Origin of the sequence: Wolbachia endosymbiont of Frankliniella intonsa (assembly GCF_029856955.1) — a bacterium.
GTDB lineage: Bacteria > Pseudomonadota > Alphaproteobacteria > Rickettsiales > Anaplasmataceae > Wolbachia.
In genome coordinates, this window is sequence record NZ_CP097148.1 from 39,675 (window position 1) to 58,584 (window position 18,910).

The window sequence follows — 18,910 nt, forward strand, 5'->3', positions numbered from 1 at the left end:
CGGAAAGTTCATAGAAAAGCAGAATCAACAGCATGACGAAAAGATGTGAATAGAGGGATGTTTTTCCTAGCTCTATTTTTTATAGCAAACCAATGATGCTCAATTTTATTGAAATCTGGGGAATACGTAGGAAGATACAAAATTTCAGCACCAACTTCTTTAGCAAGTTCAGTAATCTTATTATACCAATTCCCGCTATAGAAAGAACAGATAGAGAATAATGGGGAAAAAGTCATACTAGAGTAAGTGAAATAGCGAGGTATAAATGGCATTAAGGTCAAAACTATTAGACGAAAGAGTTGTAAATTTAGCGAAAGAAATGTTAAAAAAGGTAAGAAATAACGCATATGTTTCAAAAAAGTTACAAGCGGTGATAGCAGGAAAAGAAAGTAGTATAAGCGCTGTGGCAAGAATATGTAAAATTTCAAGGACTGCTTTGACTGAATGGATAAAGCATCTAAAATTTGGTAGAGTAGAAAAATTATTTGCCCCGTTTCAGCGGAGAAGAAAAAGCAAATTAAACAAAAATCAACGTGAGCAAATTGAAATATGGGTAGAAAGAAATCCAAATATTACTATTAAGGAAGTACAAATAAAAATCTCAGAGGAATTTGCCCTAAACATCAGCAAATCAACAGTGCACCGTGAGATACAAAGGATGAAATTTTCTTACATAACACCGAGGCCAATGCACCATAAACAAGATAAAAACAAGCAAGAAGAGTTTAAAAGATACTTCAATAAAATAGTCAATTTCCACCCTAAAAGGGAGGTGTTTTTTTGATGAATCACGATTTGGGACTCATTCAAAAATCGGACACGGATGGTTTAAAAAGGGGTCAGAACGCAGGTTAAAATGAAAATTGGTAGACAAAATTTCTATATCTAAAGTGCGGTAAATCCAAGAAGTGGTAAGAAAATTAGCCTACTTGCTCCATATGTAAACACTGATTGTATGAATATATTTCTGGAGCAGATGTCGAAAGATTTAGGCACGAAAGAAGCCTTTCTTGTAATGGATTGTGCAAGTTGGCATAGATCAAAAAGTTTGAAAATTCAGGAAAACATTACCATCATATACTTGCCTCCTTATTCACCGGAACTGAATCCTGTTGAAAGGTTGTGGCAATATATCAAATACAATACTTTACGCAATAGTATCTACGATACCATAGGTTTACTTGAAGATGTTTTGTGTAATTTTATTGTCAATATTTCCAGTACTACTATTAAACGAGTTTGTAATGTTTCTTATTTGTTCCGTCAGTAATGGATTTTGGTCTTATGAAATGTAGCATTATCCATAACCATGGTTGTGCCAAGTGGCAATTTAGGTAATAACATCTTCTCCAACAATATATTGAATACCTCTTTTTCACACCCACCTTTGAAAGTCATTGGTGCAATAAATCTCATTCCAATCCACCCGGCTACTATACTGATTCTCTCTCGAGTTCTCCCTGGAATATCTGCATAAATTTTCTTTCCTCTTGGAGCACGTCCATATTCTCGGTATAACTTATTATCAACTCCTGCTTCATCTATATATACTAAGTTTTGAGGTTCTTTCGTTGCTATAATTTTCAAAAATTCAGCACGTTTTTCTTCATTCCTTTCTTTGTATCCATATGTCTTTTTTTGCGTGTGAGTCCAATTTTTTTAAGAGCTAGATGAATCGTTGGGATACTAACATTACTCCAAAGCTTAGCCATTTCCGATAGAGTTTTTCCACCATGTTTTTTGGCAAATTCAGTAAATTTATTCCAGTCGGTAATTTTATGATTATAACCTCCATTTCCAAGTTTTTTCGACTGAAAATCTCCTGTTTCTTTTTTTCTTTGCTGCCACTCCCATAATGTAGTTCTTCCAATTTTAAATCTTTCTGCTACCGTTTCTCTGCTTTCCCCTTCGTCTAGTACCTCCATTGCTTTTTTTCTTAAATCATAACTATATGCTGCTGGCATACTTACCTTCACTACTATAAACTCTTATTTTAAACCGTTTGGACCATTATGAAAAGAGCTACATACTATGGTGAAGGTAAAGGTGGGGATGATGCTTCGGCTAAAGATAGTGGCTTTGGCGCTTCTTCAGCACGATCTTCTTTTAATAAGCCCAAAACAACATTTAACCAACCGTCTGTATCACAGCCTGACCAGCATTCTGCAAAAAAGCAGACATCAACTAGTAAAAATCAGATTGCTGTATTTTATAGCTCAAGAAAATTAGACTATTTGAGGACGAATTGTGAATGAAAGTTTATTTGCCAAGGTATAGCTGCCTTGGCCTACAAATCTTGGTTTCTTCATCGTTTACCATTTCATACCACTGGGCAACCCAACCAGTGGTTCTTGCAAGTGCAAAAATGGGTGTAAACATACTTGAAGGGATACCGATAGCATTCATTATTATACCTGAGTAAAAATCAACATTTGGATACAACTTACGTGTAATAAAATACTCATCCTTTAAAGCTATTTCTTCAAGTTTTTTTGCAATTTCAAGTAATTCATTGTTTTGCTCTAGTTTGCTTAAAATCTCATGACAAGCATCCTTTAATATAAGCGCGCGCGGATCATAGTTTTTATAAACACGATGTCCAAATCCCATTAGCTTAAATGGATCTTTATCATCTTTAGCTTTCTCAATGAATCTATCTACATCTCCACTTTGCTCTATCTCTTTTAGCATATTTATAACTGCCTCATTAGCTCCACCGTGTGCTGGACCCCAAAGTGTAGCAACTCCTGCAGACAGGCTTGCAAATAGATTAGAACCAGCTGACCCTACCAATCTGACAGCTGCTGTAGAAGCATTCTGTTCATGATCAGCATGAAGAGTAAATATTTTATCCAGAGCTTTTACAAAAAGGGTATTATTAACATCACTGCCAAATATCATATTTAAGAAATTCTCACTATAACTTAATTTATTATTAGCATTTATGAATTCCTGATTGTTGATATGTCTATAAATCATTGCAACAATTGCAGGAACTTTTGCTATTGCAGAAATTCCAAAATCTAAATCTTCACCATTGACATTGTTGCCATGCATTTCATGGTAAGACGCTGACAAATTTGCAAAACATGCAACTAAAATCGACATAGGGTGAGCAGTTTTTGGAAATGCTTTGATTACATTTGTAACTTGCTCTGATACTTTGGATGATTCTTGTATTTTGAGAAGAAATTTTTTGTGTTGCTCTGAACTGGGTAATTCACCATAGAGCAATAAATAAATCACAGCAGTAAAATTATTATTCTCTGCCAAATCAGCTATATTATGTCCCCTATATTTAAGAACTCCTTCATCTCCATCAATGAATGTAATTGTAGAAGAGCATGAAGCTGTAGAAACAAACCCTGGATCGTAAGTGAATAATCCTGTCTTCTTATATAAATCCTTGATATTTAACACGCCAGGACCTACTGTTCCATTTAATACGGGTAGATCAATTTTTGACCCATTACTTAGTTCCAATAATGCTTTTTTATCCATCACTTGAGCTACTTAATTTTATACAGAATATACAAACTGAAGAGTATATATTAATACAGCTAACTTTACATTAACCGTATTAAGCGGTCATCAATGCTTTTACTTTTGCATTTAAGCGACTTATTTTACGCGCAGCGGTATTCCTATGAATGACACCCTTATTTACACATTTGTGTAAATTGGATTCAGCATTCCGAAATGCCAAGACAACATTCTCTTTATCACCAGACTTGATTATATCAACTAATCTTCTAATAGCAGTACGAGTTTTGCTTTTTCGCATCTTATTTACTAAAGTACGCTTTGCTATTACCTTCATCATTTTTTTAGCACTCTTATGATTTGCCATATATTAATACCTGTACTTTTCTTTTAATTATAAAGTTTTTTTGTTAATTTGCAATATCAGTTTTTTCTGCAATTAATCTACTACTTCTTTCTTCAATGATTTTTTCTAAACTTTGCAAGAATTCATTTTTGTTTAACCCAGGATATATGGGAGGTAATATTTCTATTACCGCCTTTCCGGGATTCTTTCTCAGAGAAAGTATGCTTTTTGGCCAAAACAAACCAGTGTTTAAAGCAATCGGTAACACAGGAACAGATAATACGCTATATAAAGCAGCAATACCCGATTGATATTTTATATTTTGGTTTATAGTTGTTCTTGTACCTTCAGGAAATATTATTATGCCTCTATTTTCTTTTATACACACTTTTGCTAATTTCATGATATGAAGCACAGAACTAATACCATCTGAGCGGTTAATAAAAATCATTTTTAATGCCATGAGATGCAAACCAATGAATGGAATCCATTTCAATTCACGTTTTAAAATAAAAACTGCTTTTCTAAAGAGTAGTATAAAAATAAATGTTTCAAATGGAGATTGGTGTTTAGATGCAATTATAAAAGGTTGCTTAGGAATGTTTTCCATTCCCCTCACTTCATATTTAATGCCACATAATAAACGCAACATGAATAATACAACTCTCACCGAGCAAACAAGGAAAATGGTTATTACACACTCGGGAAAGAAAACTACAGGAAGAGTAATTAAAGTATAGAATACTTCCCATAATATAAGGAGTAAATTAAATAATAAACTTGCAATCACAAACACACGTAAACTTATTTGAATTTAACTTTACTACAAAACTAAAAGCAATAAGTTTAATTATTGATCATCTGAGTAATAGGATGAGAATCAGCTAATTTGTCCTTCAACTTTTCGTTAGCAATATGAGTATATATTTGTGTTGTAGAAAGATTAGTATGGCCAAGAATTTTTTGTATCAGCACAATATTTGCTCCGCCATTCAGTAGATGGGTAGCAAGAGAATGCCTAATCACATGTGGAGAGATTTTATTTTCATCAATATCGCACTTTCTTGCTAATTCCTTTATTAATTGACCAACTCTTTGCCTTGTAATTGGTTTATTAGGTTTATCACCTGGGAATAGCCAATCAGATTTTTTGTTGTTAGGGAGTAGATTGTCACGAATTGATAAATAATCTTTAAGGCTTTGCAATGCTTGTTGATTAAAAAAGATTTGCCTTTCTCTGCCACTTTTTCCCTTTATTATTATGTAGCCTTCCTTACCATTACTGTTTACTAAATGTGATACTTCACATAACTTCATATTGATTAGTTCAGAAACACGCATCCCGGAAGAGTAAAGAATATCTAAAATTGCACATAGCCTTTTACTGCTTATCTCTTTATTCGATCCGCTTGCTGATTTTTTTACTGTTTCCATGAGCAAAAATATTTCTTGAACACTTAAATACTTAGGCAAAGGACGGGAAACCTTTGGATTTCTTAATTCATTATCATTGGCCGGTGCTGGATTAAAATCTATTATTCCATCATTAAATAGGCACTTATAGAAATTTTTGATAGCAGATATTTTTCTTGATATAGAGCTAGTTTTATATTTCTTTTGTGTGCGTAAAAAGTTTACATAATCTTTAATATTAGCTTTAATTGCACCAACTAAGGTAGTGCCTCCTTCTAATAAAAATTTTTCAAGTTGGTGTAAATCTGAACGATAACTTTCCAAAGTATTTTGTGTAGAGGATTTTTCGGAAACCAAAGTATCTATGTAATAGGTTATGTAAAGATCCTCTTTTTTATTTTGTGGTTGTTTATTTTTCATTATCAGCTCCTATATTTATTTCTTTGACTATAATTTGATTAAAAGTATTTTTTGTATTTTTTATAAGAAAATATGAGATAAATAAAACATTTATCAATAAAGTAAGTACTACAAACCTTTGTTTTAACCTTTTTTTTAAATTTGATCTTATTTTTACCATATTTCAATTATAACATCAAATCTATAAAAAACATCCTGTAAAGTAAGTTTTACTATCATATAAAATACCCCTTAGCTATGTCTGTTTATGCTTATTACATCATAGTATTTATTATAATTTTAACATAAAGAGATAGTGATTTCGACTTCATTATTGTATGGGTATTAATAAATCTTTAATATATATAACAAATGTCTTGCAGCAGAAGGAATCACTTGGGACTTTTTTTTAATAAAGTGTTAATAAAAGGAATGGTTACATTTGATCCTATGGATTCACTATCTATTTTTTCTATAATTTTATTAATGCTGTGGAAAGAACGTTCTATTCTTGCTAGAATATAATTAATCACTTTTAAATCAATTTTTAACTGTTTATCTGAAAATCGTTTTATTAGCATAATTCTTAATAATTCCTCGCTTGCAGGCAAAATTTTTACGCTGGTAGTTGACAATATTCGGGAGATTAAATCTCTTAGTTTGAAGTTAAGCTTTTTTGGTGAAATTGAAGAAGTGATTAGCAGTCTCTTATCATTTTCTTTCATATAATTATAACAATGTAACAACATTTCCTCATCTTTAATGTTTTGTACATCCTCTAAAATAAACGCATCGCTATACCTAATTTCGCTTACAAAATTATTCACATTGATAAAAATTGCATTGTTTATTGATTGCCAAATATGAGCAAGGTGAGTTTTTCCAGAGCTGTTAGGTCCAAAAAGAATCAGGCATTTCCAAGATAAATCGTTAACTATTGAGTTATATACGTGCTTATTTTCGTCTAAGGTGATATAGTTTTGCCAGCAATAATCAACTTGATTATTGCTAAATAAATTTAATTGCACGTAAAGCCTCTTACATTACTACTTTTTGATAATAATTTTTGCATAAAAATTTACTTGGTCAGGTAAGGAAGCAGTATTACTACTACTCCCTCCCTTAGAAACGCAGCATGCAGGTTTCCCCACACTACCCTTGAGCCCCTTATCTAAGTTCTTCTTTTCTCGAACCGGCTTGTCTTTCATAAATCCTCAGAATACATCAACTTTAGTGGTGACACTAACAGTAGAGAACCTTCTCTTGAAAAGGAGCTTGCTAACATTCTTGTTCGTTTTACTCTCTCATCAAAATACTTTTTCCATTTTAAGTCAAGGGGATTTGCATCCGCTCTGATTTTAACGTGTCGTCTGATAGGTATATCAATCAGCTTAAGCAGTCTTAAATACCGTATCTCTTTTGGTTTGTTCTTGCATATGGGTGCAGCAAAAACCCATTGGCGTTGACCCATTACTTTGAAGTAACGATTCTTTATCCAACGTAATCCTTTACGAGGATGTCTTTTCTTTGCCCATTTCCATAAACTATGCCAAATTTCATTGTCGATCTTTCTAAACGCTTTTTTAGCACACACATGGTGATAGTAATTTCCCCATCCTCTCATACCAAAATCCATTACTGACGGAACAAATAAGAAACATTACAAACTCGTTTAATAGTAGTACTGGAAATATTGACAATAAAATTACACAAAACATCTTCAAGTAAACCTATGGTATCGTAGATACTATAGTATTTCCCAAAGCAAATGATAAAGGTATAACAAAGTATTTGAGTTATAATGGCATATAGTGTGGATTTAAGGGAAAAGGCAGTATTGATGATAGAAAAAGGGAAGACAAAGGTTGAGATAGCAGAGCTCATGGAGATAGGAATAGCAACTCTGTACCGCTGGTTAAAAAAGAAAGCTGATGGTGAAAGCTTAAAGCCATCTAAAAACGGTAGCTTTATTCGAAAAATAGACCCAAAAATACTCGAAGAATATGTTACAAAGAATCCAGATCATACTCTGGCAGAGATGAAACAAAATCTTGGATTTGGAATAAATTCAATTTGGTATAGACTAAAACAGCTAAAAATTACTTTAAAAAAGTCACACTATATCAAGAGCGCAATCAAGAAGATAGGCAGCAATTTATTGATAAAATCTCAAAAATAGAACATTCCAGCATCTTATATATAGATGAAGCAGGAGTTGATAATAAGTTATACCGAGAATATGGACGTGCTCCAAGAGGAAAGAAAATTTATGCAGATGTTCCAGGGAGAACTCGAGAGAGAATCAGTATAGTAGCCGGGTGGATTGGAATGAGATTTATTGCACCAATGACTTTCAAAGGTGGGTGTGAAAAAGAGGTATTCAATATATTGTTGGAGAAGATGTTATTACCTAAATTGCCACTTGGCACAACCATAGTTATGGATAATGCTACATTTCATAAGACCACTAAAACAAAATCATTAATAGAGTCTTTTGGCTTTCATGTGCTGTATCTTCCAACATATTCACCAGATTTGAATCCCATAGAACACTGTTGGCATACCATCAAAAGCCGCCTCAGACCTCTAATGTATAAATGTACAGACTTACAACTTTTGGTTGGTAATACCATAATGGAAATTTATCCATTCATTTTAGAAAATACTATAGTATTAACATCAGCACCACTGTCACACAAAAACTGCAATACCTTTAAGTTACCTATGTAAGTAGCAGAATGCATAGGCTTCATACTATATTTTTCATTATTCAAAATCTCATTTTTTATGTGTCTATGTTCTGCCTCTTCAATATATTCTTTAACTTTCTCAAAATCATCTCTGTTTATAGCAGAAAATAATTTTTTTCTCAGGCTCTCAATTATTTCTTGTCTTTCCATCAAATACCTCCTAAAAGACAACGTTCCCGGCCTTATATCACACAATTTAGTATGTGCAAGTGAAATTTACAGAGAAAAAATTTCAATAGTTAAAAATTAGGTCTTCAGCAATCTATCACTTTAACTTTCGCACAAGACATGCTGAGCTTCCTTATTCAAATTTTTTTGCTCTTAATAAGAAGCAATATGCTTTAGAAAAGGAAATAAGGGATAAGTTTTGTAAATAAAGCACTCGAATTCGAGTGCTTATTTTAACTGATTTAGAGGGACTTTTGATGCATACCTTTAGGTATCGTTAAATTGCTTAATGAACTTTTAGGATGTTGATAAAGTTTTTCACACTTACTAAGTGCTGTCTCGAAGTTTTTTTCTATAGTGTTAAGCCTTCTTTCTCTAATTTCTTGTATTGTGAGAAGTGAATCTTCTAGTGGCCTTGAGTATTTTTTCTCTGTGAACTTTCTGATCATTACATCAGTTAGTAGAGCTGTTGAATTAAAATCAACTTGTGAAGAACCAATTGGGCTACCAGCGAAGTGATCAACAGATTGCTGTGCAGGAAGTAAAGCAGGAGAACTGCTGAATAAGCCATTGAGTGTGGAAGTGGTTGCCCAACTAAATATACTATTAATAAAAGAAAAAGGTTTTACTGCACTACTTGGTTCAGGATCTGGAGTATCACCAGCTTCTAATTCTAACTTAGTATTTATTCTAGCAGAAAGTAATAGTTCTGTACAATTATTTTTATGAAATCTTAACACAGCTAAGAATATTTTTTTATGTCACATCCATCACTGCAAAGACTTTCATAACCTGGAATAACCTCAAATGCTATTTTGCCATTTGTACTTCTAATATTAATATCAATATTATTATCAAGCAGAACTTTTGCTATATCTAATCGACACTGATAAAGTGCTAAGTGTAAAGCTGTAAAATTTTGCATTCCTTGAAAGCTAGTGTTGCCGTGAATACAATCAAATACAACTTTCTCCATATCATATGTTACAACAATGGATACGGAAGGAACAATGCACGCATCACTCACAGCATTAACACGAGCACCATTGTTAATCAAAAACTGCAATATCTTTGAGTTAGCTCTGTAAGTAGCAAAATGTATAGGTGCCATGCCATATTGCTTACCATTAATAATATCGTTTTGTACACCTTTAATCTTTGCCTTTCTAACACATCTTTTGACTTTCTCAAAATCAAGTTTGTTTATAGCAATAAACAATTTATTCCTTAACTCTTCTATTCTGTATTTTCGCATCAAATACCTCCTATAAGACAACGCCCTTGGCTTTGTATCACATGATTTAGTATTTACAAGTAAAATTTACAGAGAAAACAATAGTTAAAAATTAGGTCTTTAGCAATCTATCACGTGCTGCGTTTAACTTTTGTGCAAAATATTCCGAGCCTCCCTTGTCTGGATGGACCAGTTTCATTAAATTTTGGTATGCCTTATTGATTTCATTTTGGCTTGCCTCGGAATTCAGCCCCAGTATTTTTAATGCTTCATCTTTGGACATATTATCACCAGTGTAATTTTTGGTGTAACTTTTACTGCTGTTAAATTCGTTCAAAAACTTACTTAATATAGAGTTCATCATAAAACTTATGTTATTTCTCTTTGCCAAAAAGAGAAAAAATACAACAACGCTAGGTAAAACAAACGTGATTATTGTGAATATCAAAAAAAGGAAGAAGATGAATGACATGTATATTTTTTTATCATTTTATGATTAAATAGTAACAATTATAATTGTCATGGTAAATAACATGTTTATCCAGATTGAAGAAACACCAAACCCAAACACGCTGAAATTTCTTCCTGGTTTTGAAATTCTTAGCGAAGGAGAAACAGCTGATTTTTCAAATGCAGATGAAATAAAGAACTCCAAACTAGCAGTAAATCTTTTTCAAATAGAACATGTTGTAAGAGTATTTTTTGGTCATGATTTTATTTCGGTAACAAAATCAGATAGAATGAATTGGGATATAGTAAAGGTGGAAATTTTAACTACAATTATGGATCACTTTACTTCTGGTGGAAAAGCATTTGATAAAGAAGGAGTAAGTGATAATAAAACGCTAGAGGAAGAATTCTTTAATGAAAATGATATAGAAATTGTAAATAGAATAAAAGAATTGATGGAAAGTTATATTAAACCTGCAGTTGCTCAAGATGGTGGTGATATCAAATTTCGTGGCTATAAAGACGGGATAGTTTATGTTGAGTTACAAGGAGCTTGCTCCGGATGCCCAAGTGCTGCAATTACTTTAAAGCAAGGAGTGCAGAATATGCTAAGCTATCACATACCAGAAGTTTCAGGTATAGAGACTATGCTATGACTAATCAAACAGTTAGAGGAACGAAAGATCTCCTGTTTGATGAATGGTATAAATCTAAATACATAGAGCAAACAGCAAATAGAATTTCAAGTTTATACGGCTTTTTGCCTGCTCAAACTCCGATATTTGAATATACGGAAGTTTTCACAAAGACTTTAGGTGATAGCTCAGACATCATCACTAAAGAGATGTACACCTTTAATGATAAAGGGGGAAAGAGCATAACTCTGCGTCCCGAGTTCACTGCAGCTATTGTTAGGTTACTCATTGAAAAAAAACTGCAAACGCCGATAAAATTATTTTCAATAGGGCCTGCATTTCGCTATGAAAGACCGCAAAAGGGAAGACAAAGGCAATTTCATCAGATAAATTTTGAGGTTTTTGGCATAGAAGATCCAAAAGCTGATATTGAATTGATATCACTCGCTCAGCACTTACTAACTGAATTTGGCATCAATAAAAATGTAAAGCTGGAAATCAACTCTCTGGGTGATAGTGAAACAACAAGTAAGTATAGAGAAGCTTTGATATCGTATTTAAAAAAGTTTCAAAATGACCTATCAGAAGATAGTCAAAATAGATTGATTAAAAACCCACTCAGAATATTAGACTCTAAGGATAAGACAGATAAAGAAATAATCTCTGACGCACCAAAAATCAGTGATTATTATACAAAAGAATCTTCATATTTCTTTGACCAGGTGTTAAATGTACTCCAAGCTCTTGGCATACCTTACACTGTAAATAGCAAATTAGTTCGAGGTCTAGACTATTATTGTCACACAGTATTTGAATTTGTCACAGAAGATTTAGGTGCACAAGGAGCAGTTTTTGCCGGTGGAAGATACGATAATCTAGTATCTTCAGTAGGTGGAAAACACACTCCAGCGATAGGATTTGCAGGAGGTATTGAACGCATAATGGAATTAATCAACTATGCTGAAAAAAAAGAGAGGCCTATTTATATAATTCCAATCGGTGGAGAAGCTGAAGAACATGCTCTAACACTTGCAAGTGAATTACGCAGAAATGGTTTATACGTAGTTTATGAACATAGTGGAACTCTAAAAACCCGAATGAAAAAAGCAAATCAAGCAAATGCAAAAGTTGTATTAATCTTTGGTGATGAAGAGCTAAGCAGTAAAACTTTAAAAATTAAAAACATGGACACGGGTGAAGAAAAAATGATTGCTCGCGATAAAATCGTAGAAAATATCTAATCAGAAGCAATAGAAGTGTTAGCTATAGAAGAAAATTCCTCTGCACAAGATTTTTCATAGCATTTAATGTATCATAATCTGTAAAATCTAATTTTATCGGTGTAATAGTAATAAAACCTCCTTTTATTTTATCTACACTACCACTGCCTGAGTGTTCCCGAGACCAATTTAAGCTCAAAGAACCATTTAAGTTTTCAGTAAAAGTTAAATAACCATCAATGTTATATTCACCTTGTTCAGCAAATTCTACTCCTTTCACTTTTTCTGTAGCAGGAAAATTTATACTCATCACTATATCTTTAGGCCAACCAACTTTCATTAGCTTGCTGATAACCTTTGGTGCAAAAACTTTTGTATTGTTCCAGTCTATTTTATCATGATAAACTTGGCTCAGCGCAATAGAAGGTATAGATCTTGCAGCACCTTCCATTGCAGCACCGATTGTGCCTGAATAACAAATATCATCTCCGACATTTGATCCAATATTTACTCCAGATAATATTAAGTATGGTTTCTTATTCATAATTTTATTTAACGCGATAATAACACAATCTGCGGGAGTACCAGACACACTAAACTCCCTTTCACTATGTTGGTTTATTCTAATAGATTGTTTCACTGGGTAATCAAGAGATCTTGCAGATCCACTCCTGTCAGTATCTGGTGCCACTATCCATACTTCCGATGCAAAATTGTGTGCAATTTCTCTAAGTAGTCTTATTCCTTCACTTTCAAAACCATCATCATTTGTTATCAATATTATCATATGTAATACTCACCTATTAAAGTATACTAATGAGGTTTCTTTTCATAACCATAACAAAGAATCTGCTACAAATCAATAAGGAAAAATTAGAAGACGGCAAGATTGCCATCGTTTAGTTTGCTGTGAGTTAATTGTAAATACCAATTTTAGCTTCACGCCTAACTCACAATCAAAGCTTAGGCAAGTCTCAGAGCTCTAAGCAGCAGAGAATCTTGTATGCCCTGCAAAAAATGCTTTCATCTTTTCAAGATAAGTAGATGGTTCTGCAGGAACTTCTATCTCATTTATCTGATAAGATATTGCTGCATCTATGACTTTATCTGTTATTAATTCTCTCAGCCTTTGTTTTATTTGCCCTCTTCGAATATGTTCTCCATAGTCATTATAAAACTTCACATATAATTCTTTAAACACAAATTCTTTTATAGCATCTCTCATATGAGAAATTCCTTCCTTTACTTCATCATTTGCATTGCTCAAATCCACTACAGAACCTAGCGAATATAAGTCTTCAAACTTTTCTTTTAAAATCTTTATTTTAAAGTAGTGCTTATCTACAGATTGCTCAAGAAATTTTTTAGTAGCATTACCTGCCAACTCTCCTATTATCTGAGGTTCTAGTTGAGCTGCAAAATTATTTTCTGCTTCAAGGCCACTTAATGCATAAATAATACGATTAAACATTCCAAGATGACATGCACCACTTCCTTCTTGTAAACGCATGAGTAACATGCATTTTAGTAAATCTACATCTAACTTTTGATCCTTGGCTGCAGCTAAAACTAAGTTTGCAGCTTGTGTTAGCGTTAATTCAGTTCTTGATTCTCTATAAGTTGCTCCATTGGAACCATTAAAATTAAGATAAAGTTTTAATTGCTCTTTTTGCTCAGTTGTCAGCTCATCTGAATTATTTATGTAATCTTCAAAGTCTTTATTGAGTACATTTGATTGATTCCCAAATTTCTGCTTTAAATCTTGAGCGCATTCTAGAATGCTATACTCAAAACTACTCGTATGGACGCTCTGACCACCAGTGCCTACATCGCTTACATTAAACAAAAAGCTAAGTTGCTTTACACTCAAACCCAAAGGTGAGAAAAGCTTTACCAATGGATACTTTATTAATTCAAGAAGTGCTACTGGAATTAGCAGTATATAATTTAACAATAATAAACCGAAATTGAATATAAAAAATCTACGTAGAGCTGATACCCTTGATGCAATGTACAAAAATGGAAGCTGTAGGTAATATATTAGATGTATATTAAAGAATAAGATTTTGTCCTTTAATTTTATTGTTGGATCTTTGTAAACCTCAAATAACATGCTATTACTATCAATGTTGTCGTTTTTAAATGAGTTATAGTTGTTTATGATTTTGTCTTGTAAAGGAAGGAGCATTTTATTCAAACAAATAAATGCAGCGATAACAATAAAACCTGTAGCAAAAAATGCTAGTACGGGGCTATAGGTACTTGTAGATAAGTAGGTGTAAAGATTACTAATTAAATCATTACAAGGGCTAACTAGAATTGGATCAAGGATATAGTTAATAAGAAGACTTAAATAATAATAAATGGCAAGTGATAATAAAATAAAAGCACAAGTAATCAGGAGTTTTTTTAACCTTGGATTCATAAACCACTTCTTAATAACCTATTAATATACTTCTCATTATATGCTTAAATTAAAAAAAAATGCAAATTAAAAAGATCAATTGAAATTTTCGAGCTTCAGCTATATTGTTAATATATTCAGATAAAAATTAAACATTGTCGTGTCAAATAAAATAGGCTTTTTGGCTATTTTCGCCTTGGTGATCAGTAGCCAAATCGGCTCTGGAATTTTTATGCTCCCAATTAGCCTTGCACCATACGGCGCTTATAGCCTCATAAGCTGGGTTATATCAGGATTTGGTGCTATATCTCTAGCTTTGGTTTTTGCTTCACTCTGCGCAAAGTTTCCAGAAACGGGGGGACCACACATTTATGTGAAACATGCTTTTGGTTCTACAGCAGCTTTTTTTGTTGGTTGGACATATTGGGTGAGTTCGTGGGTTAGCTCAACTGCTGTAACGATTGCAAGTATCGGTTATTTAGCTCCACTTTTTCATAATGATATACAAGATATACGTTTGCTTTTAGAAATAATATTAATTTTAGCTATTATGCTAATAAACCTAAGAGGAGTAACTACTGCTGGCCGTGTTGAGCTTCTGCTGACCATTGTTAAAATTATTGCACTTCTCGCAATACCTATCGCAGGGTTGTTTTTCTTTGATAAAAATAATTTTATTGTAAGCGAGGAAGTGTCAAACTTTACAATATCACAAACTCTTGCTCGTTCTACACTCCTTACTTTATGGTGTTTTATTGGGCTTGAATCAGCAACAGCACCTGCAGGATCTGTCAATAATCCCTCTAAAACAATACCAAGGGCTATAGTGCTTGGAACAGTCTGTGTTGCTGTGATATATTTCATCAATAGTCTTTCAATTATGGGATTGATAAGTGGTAATGACCTAGCTAGTTCAAAAGCACCATATGTTGATGCGATAAAAATTATGTTTCCAGGTAATTGGCATTTAATTATTTCTGTTGTTGCCTTTATCGTTTCTGTAAGTAATTTAAATGCTTGGTTTTTAGCTGATGGACAGGTCACCTTAGGCCTTGCAAAAGACAAGTTAATGCCGGAATTTTTTGGCAAAAAAAATAAGCATGATGCTCCATTGTGGGGAATAATACTCAGTACTTTGGGGGTGTTAGTTTTACTTATCCTAACGTCAAACAAAAGTTTTGCTGAGCAAGTAACTTCAATAATTGATATCTCTGTGGTGTCATTTTTGTTTATCTACTTAGCATGTAGCCTTGCTTTTCTCAAAGTTAATATACAAGACAAAAGCTACTGCAAATTTTTAATTGGAGGTGTGGCTGTATCTTTTTGCTGTTGGGTAATATACGAGACTTCTATAAAAACATTGTTAATATCAAGTCTATTCCCTTTAAGCGGAACACTTATTTATCTACTTTGGTATCATAAACTAAAAACTTAACTTAAATTTTTTATTTGCTAAAATTCTTAAGCTATACTACTGGCTTACATTAATAGAATTAAGAGGTATTGTGTCAAATAAAATAGGTTTTTGGGCTGTTTTTGCTTTAGTCATTAGTAGTCAGATCGGCTCTGGGGTTTTTATGCTTCCAATTAGCCTTGCTCCATATGGCGCTTATAGCCTTATAAGTTGGATGATATCAGGAGCTGGTGCTGTGTCTCTTGCGCTAGTTTTTGCTACGCTATGTGCAAAGTTTCCAGAAACAGGAGGTCCTCACGTTTATGTGAAACATACTTTTGGTCCTGCTGCAGCGTTCTTTGTTGGTTGGACATATTGGGTAATCTCATGTGTTAGTACAACAGCTTTAATAGTTGTGGGTGTTGGCTATCTTACACCATTTTTCCATGAAGATATCAAAAGTATGCGTTTATTTTTAGAGCTGTTGTTATTTACAATCATTACATTAATAAATTTAAGGGGAATAGCCACTGCAGGGCGCGTTGAGTTTCTGCTTACGGTTGTGAAGGTTGCTGTATTGCTTGCAATACCTGTAGCAGCGTTGTTTTTTTTCGATAGAAATAATTTTATCATAAGTGAAGAAATATTAAGTCTTACAACATCGCAAATTCTTGCCCGCTCTACACTCCTTACTTTATGGTGTTTTATTGGACTTGAATTGGCAACAGCGCCTGCAGGGTCAGTTGATAATCCAGCTAAAACTATACCAAAAGCTGTGGTGCTTGGCACAGTTTGTGTTGCTGTTATATATTTTATCAACAATTTTGCAATTATGGGATTGATCAATGGCAACAATTTAGCAAGTTCAAGAGCACCATATGTTGATGCGATAAAAATTATGTTTTCTGGTAATTGGCATTTAATTGTTTCTATAGTTGCATTCATTTTTTGTGTTGGCAGTCTAAACGCTTGGGTTTTATCTAGTGGACAAGTTGCTTTTGGTCTTGCAGAAGATAGACTAATGCCAAAATTCTTTGCTAAAAGGAACAAGCATGGCTCTCCTTTTTGGGGAATAACAGTTAGTTCAATTGGAACTGCAATTTTACTAATTCTCACTTCAAACAACAATTTTGCCCAGCAGATTACGTCGATTATTGACTTTTCTGTAATTTCATTTTTGTTCGTTTATCTTGCGTGCTGTTTTGCCTTTGTAAAGGTTATTATACAGGAGAGGAGTTGTTATAAGCTTTTAATTGGTAGCATAGCAACAACCTTTTGTTGTTGGGTGATATTAGAAACCCCTGTAGGTACTCTGCTGACTTCGAGCCTGTTCACTGCAAGTGGCATACCCATTTATTTATTTTGGTATTGCAAAACTTCTGTGCAACAAATTCAGTAGTGAGAGATACACTTTAAATGGTTAATATTTATGGGCCAAGATTTTTTTTCTCTTTATCTACTTGTTCAATATTACCATTCTCAAGTTTGCTACCTACTTCTTCTGTGCGTTTATTATCTATGTAGATCTCATTTTTTGCTTTATTAGAAAGACCTATTTGCGATTGCAGTTTTTTATACTCTTCTTTTTCAGGCGTGAAAATTTTCACTAAAGATCTTCCTATTATTGGTATTGAACTTAAAAAATCTCTTAATCCAAAAGATTCTTGCTTCTTGTTTGAAAGATGATGGTCTATCTTAGAAATTTTCACACCATACTTTTTATCATCAAAATTTATCGCTGGCTTGCTTTTTTTCGAAAGAACATTTTGAATCTCTAATCTATTGATTTTTTCAGGCTTTTGAAATGCAGATACTGCAGGTTTGACCTTAGTGTCATCATGTTTTTTACTCATTTCATTCTACCATGCAATATTACTAGTGTCTTATAATTATAACTAAATTATGGTTAATTGCAAGGTAAAAATATTAAAGTAATTGTAAATTTTATCAGTAAAAATATAATATAGCTTTAAAATCAGAGGTTTATTTATATGGGATGTAAGATTGCAGTTATTGGAGCAACAGGAAGAGTCGGATATGAGGTATTGACCATGCTTGCTGAGTTTCAAAAAGAGGGAAAATTTTCGATAGATTCTGTTGTTGCTTTTGCATCGAAAAAATCAAAGGGGAAAAAGGTGAGTTTTGGTGACAAAGAGTTAACAGTTTTATGCCTTGAGGATTATGACTTCGTTGGAACTAATATAGCCATTTTCTCTGCAGAATCTCATGTTTCTGAGAGATACGTACCAATTGCAACTGAGGCTGGGTGCGTTGTGATAGATAACACTTCCTATTTTAGGATGAAAGAAGGCGTGCCACTAGTTATTCCAGAGATCAACAAAGATAAAATTACGGAATATAAAAACCATAACATAATATCTAATCCAAACTGTACTACAATACAAATGTTGCTGGCATTACATTTATTACACAAAAAAGCAAAAATAAAGAGAATCGTTGCTTCAACTTATCAATCAACTTCTGGTGTAGGTAAAGCAGCAATGGATGAGCTTTACAATCAGACAAAAAAAATCTTTATGAATGAAGCTAAAAAACCTGAAATATTTCCTAAGCAAATAGCATTTAATTGCATTCCTCATATAGGAGAGTTCATGGAAGATGGTTCTACAAAAGAGGAGTGGAAAATGCAAGAGGAGACAAAAAAAATTTTAGAAGAGGATATAAAAGTAACTGCAACTTGTGTCCGAGTGCCTGTTCTTGTTGGTCATGCTATAGCAGTAAATGTAGAATTTGATCAGCATATAACTGAAGAAGAAGCTCGTGAAATGCTCAGTGAAGACGATGGAGTTTTAGTGAAAGATAAGCGCGAAGATGGTGGATATATGACTCAGATTGATGTTGTGCAAGAGGATGCCGTATACATATCGCGTATTAGACAAGACGATACCGTTAAACACGGATTAAATATGTGGATAGTAGCTGATAATCTACGCAAAGGTGCAGCACTAAATATAGTGCAGATCTTGGAGATCTTGATCAAAGAGCATTTATAGC

At 33.2% G+C, this 18,910-nt stretch carries 18 protein-coding genes and 6 pseudogenes; 9 read left to right on the plus strand and 15 right to left on the minus strand.

Features of this window, described 5'->3' with window-relative positions; genetic code table 11:
- Window positions 1–8 precede the first annotated feature (8 nt).
- Window positions 9–182 (minus strand): annotated as a pseudogene (locus M3L71_RS00275) (transposase); the annotation flags it as partial.
- A gap of 83 nt (window positions 183–265) precedes the next feature.
- Here M3L71_RS00275 and M3L71_RS00280 point away from each other — a divergent pair.
- Window positions 266–1,270: pseudogene (locus M3L71_RS00280) on the plus strand (IS630 family transposase).
- Window positions 1,271–1,278: 8 nt separating this feature from the next.
- Here the strand turns inward: M3L71_RS00280 and M3L71_RS00285 are convergent.
- Window positions 1,279–1,964, minus strand: a pseudogene (locus M3L71_RS00285) (IS630 family transposase); the annotation flags it as partial.
- Window positions 1,965–2,012: 48 nt separating this feature from the next.
- Here M3L71_RS00285 and M3L71_RS00290 point away from each other — a divergent pair.
- Window positions 2,013–2,255 (plus strand): hypothetical protein, encoded by a 243-nt coding sequence (locus M3L71_RS00290; protein ID WP_280143662.1) that lies wholly within the window; start codon window positions 2,013–2,015, stop codon window positions 2,253–2,255.
- 4 nt (window positions 2,256–2,259) lie between these two features.
- Here M3L71_RS00290 and M3L71_RS00295 read toward each other — a convergent pair whose 3' ends face one another.
- The 8 genes and pseudogenes from M3L71_RS00295 to M3L71_RS00330 form a co-directional block, all read right to left on the minus strand.
- Window positions 2,260–3,501 carry a citrate synthase gene (locus M3L71_RS00295; protein WP_280143663.1) on the minus strand — a complete coding sequence of 414 codons (1,242 nt, stop codon included), beginning with the start codon at window positions 3,499–3,501 and terminating at the stop codon, window positions 2,260–2,262.
- A gap of 79 nt (window positions 3,502–3,580) precedes the next feature.
- Complete coding sequence (gene rpsT, locus M3L71_RS00300; RefSeq protein ID WP_007302369.1) at window positions 3,581–3,850, minus strand: 30S ribosomal protein S20; 270 nt, start codon at window positions 3,848–3,850, stop codon at window positions 3,581–3,583.
- A 43-nt stretch (window positions 3,851–3,893) separates the two neighbouring features.
- On the minus strand, window positions 3,894–4,619 hold the full coding sequence (locus M3L71_RS00305; RefSeq protein WP_349292713.1) for a lysophospholipid acyltransferase family protein: 726 nt from the start codon (window positions 4,617–4,619) through the stop codon (window positions 3,894–3,896).
- 56 nt (window positions 4,620–4,675) lie between these two features.
- Window positions 4,676–5,662, minus strand: coding sequence for a site-specific tyrosine recombinase (locus M3L71_RS00310; RefSeq protein ID WP_280143665.1), 987 nt, complete (start codon window positions 5,660–5,662; stop codon window positions 4,676–4,678).
- Complete coding sequence (locus tag M3L71_RS00315; protein ID WP_264375195.1) at window positions 5,652–5,822, minus strand: hypothetical protein; 171 nt, start codon at window positions 5,820–5,822, stop codon at window positions 5,652–5,654. Before M3L71_RS00315 ends, M3L71_RS00310 begins: the two co-directional genes overlap by 11 nt.
- A gap of 211 nt (window positions 5,823–6,033) precedes the next feature.
- The gene (locus M3L71_RS00320; RefSeq protein ID WP_280143666.1) at window positions 6,034–6,669 is read right to left on the minus strand and encodes a DnaA ATPase domain-containing protein; all 636 of its coding nucleotides are present in this window, start codon (window positions 6,667–6,669) and stop codon (window positions 6,034–6,036) included.
- A gap of 176 nt (window positions 6,670–6,845) precedes the next feature.
- On the minus strand, window positions 6,846–7,277 hold the full coding sequence (locus tag M3L71_RS00325) for a group II intron maturase-specific domain-containing protein (RefSeq protein WP_280143667.1): 432 nt from the start codon (window positions 7,275–7,277) through the stop codon (window positions 6,846–6,848).
- A pseudogene (locus tag M3L71_RS00330) lies at window positions 7,277–7,387 on the minus strand (IS630-like element ISWpi10 family transposase); the annotation flags it as partial. The pseudogene M3L71_RS00330 and the gene M3L71_RS00325, both read right to left, overlap by 1 nt.
- A 55-nt stretch (window positions 7,388–7,442) precedes the next feature.
- Here M3L71_RS00330 and M3L71_RS00335 point away from each other — a divergent pair.
- Together M3L71_RS00335 and M3L71_RS00340 are read left to right on the plus strand one after the other, a co-directional pair.
- A complete protein-coding gene (locus tag M3L71_RS00335; RefSeq protein ID WP_280143223.1) occupies window positions 7,443–7,820 on the plus strand; it encodes an IS630 transposase-related protein in 378 nt (125 codons plus the stop codon).
- Entirely contained in the window at window positions 7,817–8,371 is a 555-nt protein-coding gene (locus tag M3L71_RS00340; RefSeq protein WP_280144066.1) for an IS630 family transposase, read from the plus strand. Before M3L71_RS00335 ends, M3L71_RS00340 begins: the two co-directional genes overlap by 4 nt.
- A 430-nt stretch (window positions 8,372–8,801) precedes the next feature.
- On the opposite strand, the pseudogene M3L71_RS08520 reads toward M3L71_RS00340, so the two are convergent.
- Both M3L71_RS08520 and M3L71_RS00350 read right to left on the minus strand, forming a co-directional pair.
- Window positions 8,802–9,814, minus strand: a pseudogene (locus M3L71_RS08520) (ankyrin repeat domain-containing protein).
- Between the two features lie 91 nt (window positions 9,815–9,905).
- The gene (locus tag M3L71_RS00350) at window positions 9,906–10,184 is read right to left on the minus strand and encodes a DnaJ domain-containing protein (protein ID WP_280143668.1); all 279 of its coding nucleotides are present in this window, start codon (window positions 10,182–10,184) and stop codon (window positions 9,906–9,908) included.
- 142 nt (window positions 10,185–10,326) lie between these two features.
- On the opposite strand from M3L71_RS00350, the gene M3L71_RS00355 reads away from it, so the two are divergent.
- Both M3L71_RS00355 and hisS read left to right on the plus strand, forming a co-directional pair.
- A complete protein-coding gene (locus M3L71_RS00355; RefSeq protein ID WP_280143669.1) occupies window positions 10,327–10,899 on the plus strand; it encodes a NifU family protein in 573 nt (190 codons plus the stop codon).
- A complete protein-coding gene (gene hisS, locus M3L71_RS00360) occupies window positions 10,896–12,119 on the plus strand; it encodes a histidine--tRNA ligase (protein ID WP_280143670.1) in 1,224 nt (407 codons plus the stop codon). The genes M3L71_RS00355 and hisS overlap by 4 nt, the downstream gene beginning before the upstream one ends.
- Here the strand turns inward: hisS and surE are convergent.
- Together surE and M3L71_RS00370 are read right to left on the minus strand one after the other, a co-directional pair.
- Window positions 12,116–12,885, minus strand: a pseudogene (gene surE / locus M3L71_RS00365) (5'/3'-nucleotidase SurE). The gene hisS and the pseudogene surE overlap by 4 nt on opposite strands.
- A 195-nt stretch (window positions 12,886–13,080) precedes the next feature.
- Complete coding sequence (locus tag M3L71_RS00370) at window positions 13,081–14,523, minus strand: hypothetical protein (RefSeq protein WP_280143671.1); 1,443 nt, start codon at window positions 14,521–14,523, stop codon at window positions 13,081–13,083.
- Between the two features lie 139 nt (window positions 14,524–14,662).
- Between M3L71_RS00370 and M3L71_RS00375 the strand changes: the two genes are divergently transcribed.
- Together M3L71_RS00375 and M3L71_RS00380 are read left to right on the plus strand one after the other, a co-directional pair.
- Window positions 14,663–15,937 carry an APC family permease gene (locus M3L71_RS00375; RefSeq protein WP_280143672.1) on the plus strand — a complete coding sequence of 425 codons (1,275 nt, stop codon included), beginning with the start codon at window positions 14,663–14,665 and terminating at the stop codon, window positions 15,935–15,937.
- Between the two features lie 70 nt (window positions 15,938–16,007).
- The gene (locus M3L71_RS00380) at window positions 16,008–17,294 is read left to right on the plus strand and encodes an APC family permease (protein WP_280143673.1); all 1,287 of its coding nucleotides are present in this window, start codon (window positions 16,008–16,010) and stop codon (window positions 17,292–17,294) included.
- Window positions 17,295–17,322: 28 nt separating this feature from the next.
- Here the strand turns inward: M3L71_RS00380 and M3L71_RS00385 are convergent, their stop codons facing one another.
- Window positions 17,323–17,748, minus strand: coding sequence for a hypothetical protein (locus M3L71_RS00385; protein WP_280143674.1), 426 nt, complete (start codon window positions 17,746–17,748; stop codon window positions 17,323–17,325).
- Between the two features lie 138 nt (window positions 17,749–17,886).
- On the opposite strand from M3L71_RS00385, the gene M3L71_RS00390 reads away from it, so the two are divergent.
- Complete coding sequence (locus M3L71_RS00390) at window positions 17,887–18,909, plus strand: aspartate-semialdehyde dehydrogenase (protein WP_280143675.1); 1,023 nt, start codon at window positions 17,887–17,889, stop codon at window positions 18,907–18,909.
- The last annotated feature ends 1 nt before the right edge of the window (window position 18,910 follow it).

Coding starts and splice junctions, on each gene's coding strand:
- M3L71_RS00315 (WP_264375195.1), bottom strand. CDS start 5,822: ATGGTAAAAATAAGATCAAATTTAAAAAAAAGGTTAAAACAAAGGTTT.
- rpsT (WP_007302369.1), bottom strand. CDS start 3,850: ATGGCAAATCATAAGAGTGCTAAAAAAATGATGAAGGTAATAGCAAAG.
- hisS (WP_280143670.1), top strand. CDS start 10,896: ATGACTAATCAAACAGTTAGAGGAACGAAAGATCTCCTGTTTGATGAA.
- M3L71_RS00390 (WP_280143675.1), top strand. CDS start 17,887: ATGGGATGTAAGATTGCAGTTATTGGAGCAACAGGAAGAGTCGGATAT.
- M3L71_RS00385 (WP_280143674.1), bottom strand. CDS start 17,748: ATGAGTAAAAAACATGATGACACTAAGGTCAAACCTGCAGTATCTGCA.
- M3L71_RS00290 (WP_280143662.1), top strand. CDS start 2,013: ATGAAAAGAGCTACATACTATGGTGAAGGTAAAGGTGGGGATGATGCT.
- M3L71_RS00370 (WP_280143671.1), bottom strand. CDS start 14,523: ATGAATCCAAGGTTAAAAAAACTCCTGATTACTTGTGCTTTTATTTTA.
- M3L71_RS00310 (WP_280143665.1), bottom strand. CDS start 5,662: ATGAAAAATAAACAACCACAAAATAAAAAAGAGGATCTTTACATAACC.
- M3L71_RS00325 (WP_280143667.1), bottom strand. CDS start 7,277: ATGGATTTTGGTATGAGAGGATGGGGAAATTACTATCACCATGTGTGT.
- M3L71_RS00355 (WP_280143669.1), top strand. CDS start 10,327: ATGTTTATCCAGATTGAAGAAACACCAAACCCAAACACGCTGAAATTT.
- M3L71_RS00295 (WP_280143663.1), bottom strand. CDS start 3,501: ATGGATAAAAAAGCATTATTGGAACTAAGTAATGGGTCAAAAATTGAT.
- M3L71_RS00335 (WP_280143223.1), top strand. CDS start 7,443: ATGGCATATAGTGTGGATTTAAGGGAAAAGGCAGTATTGATGATAGAA.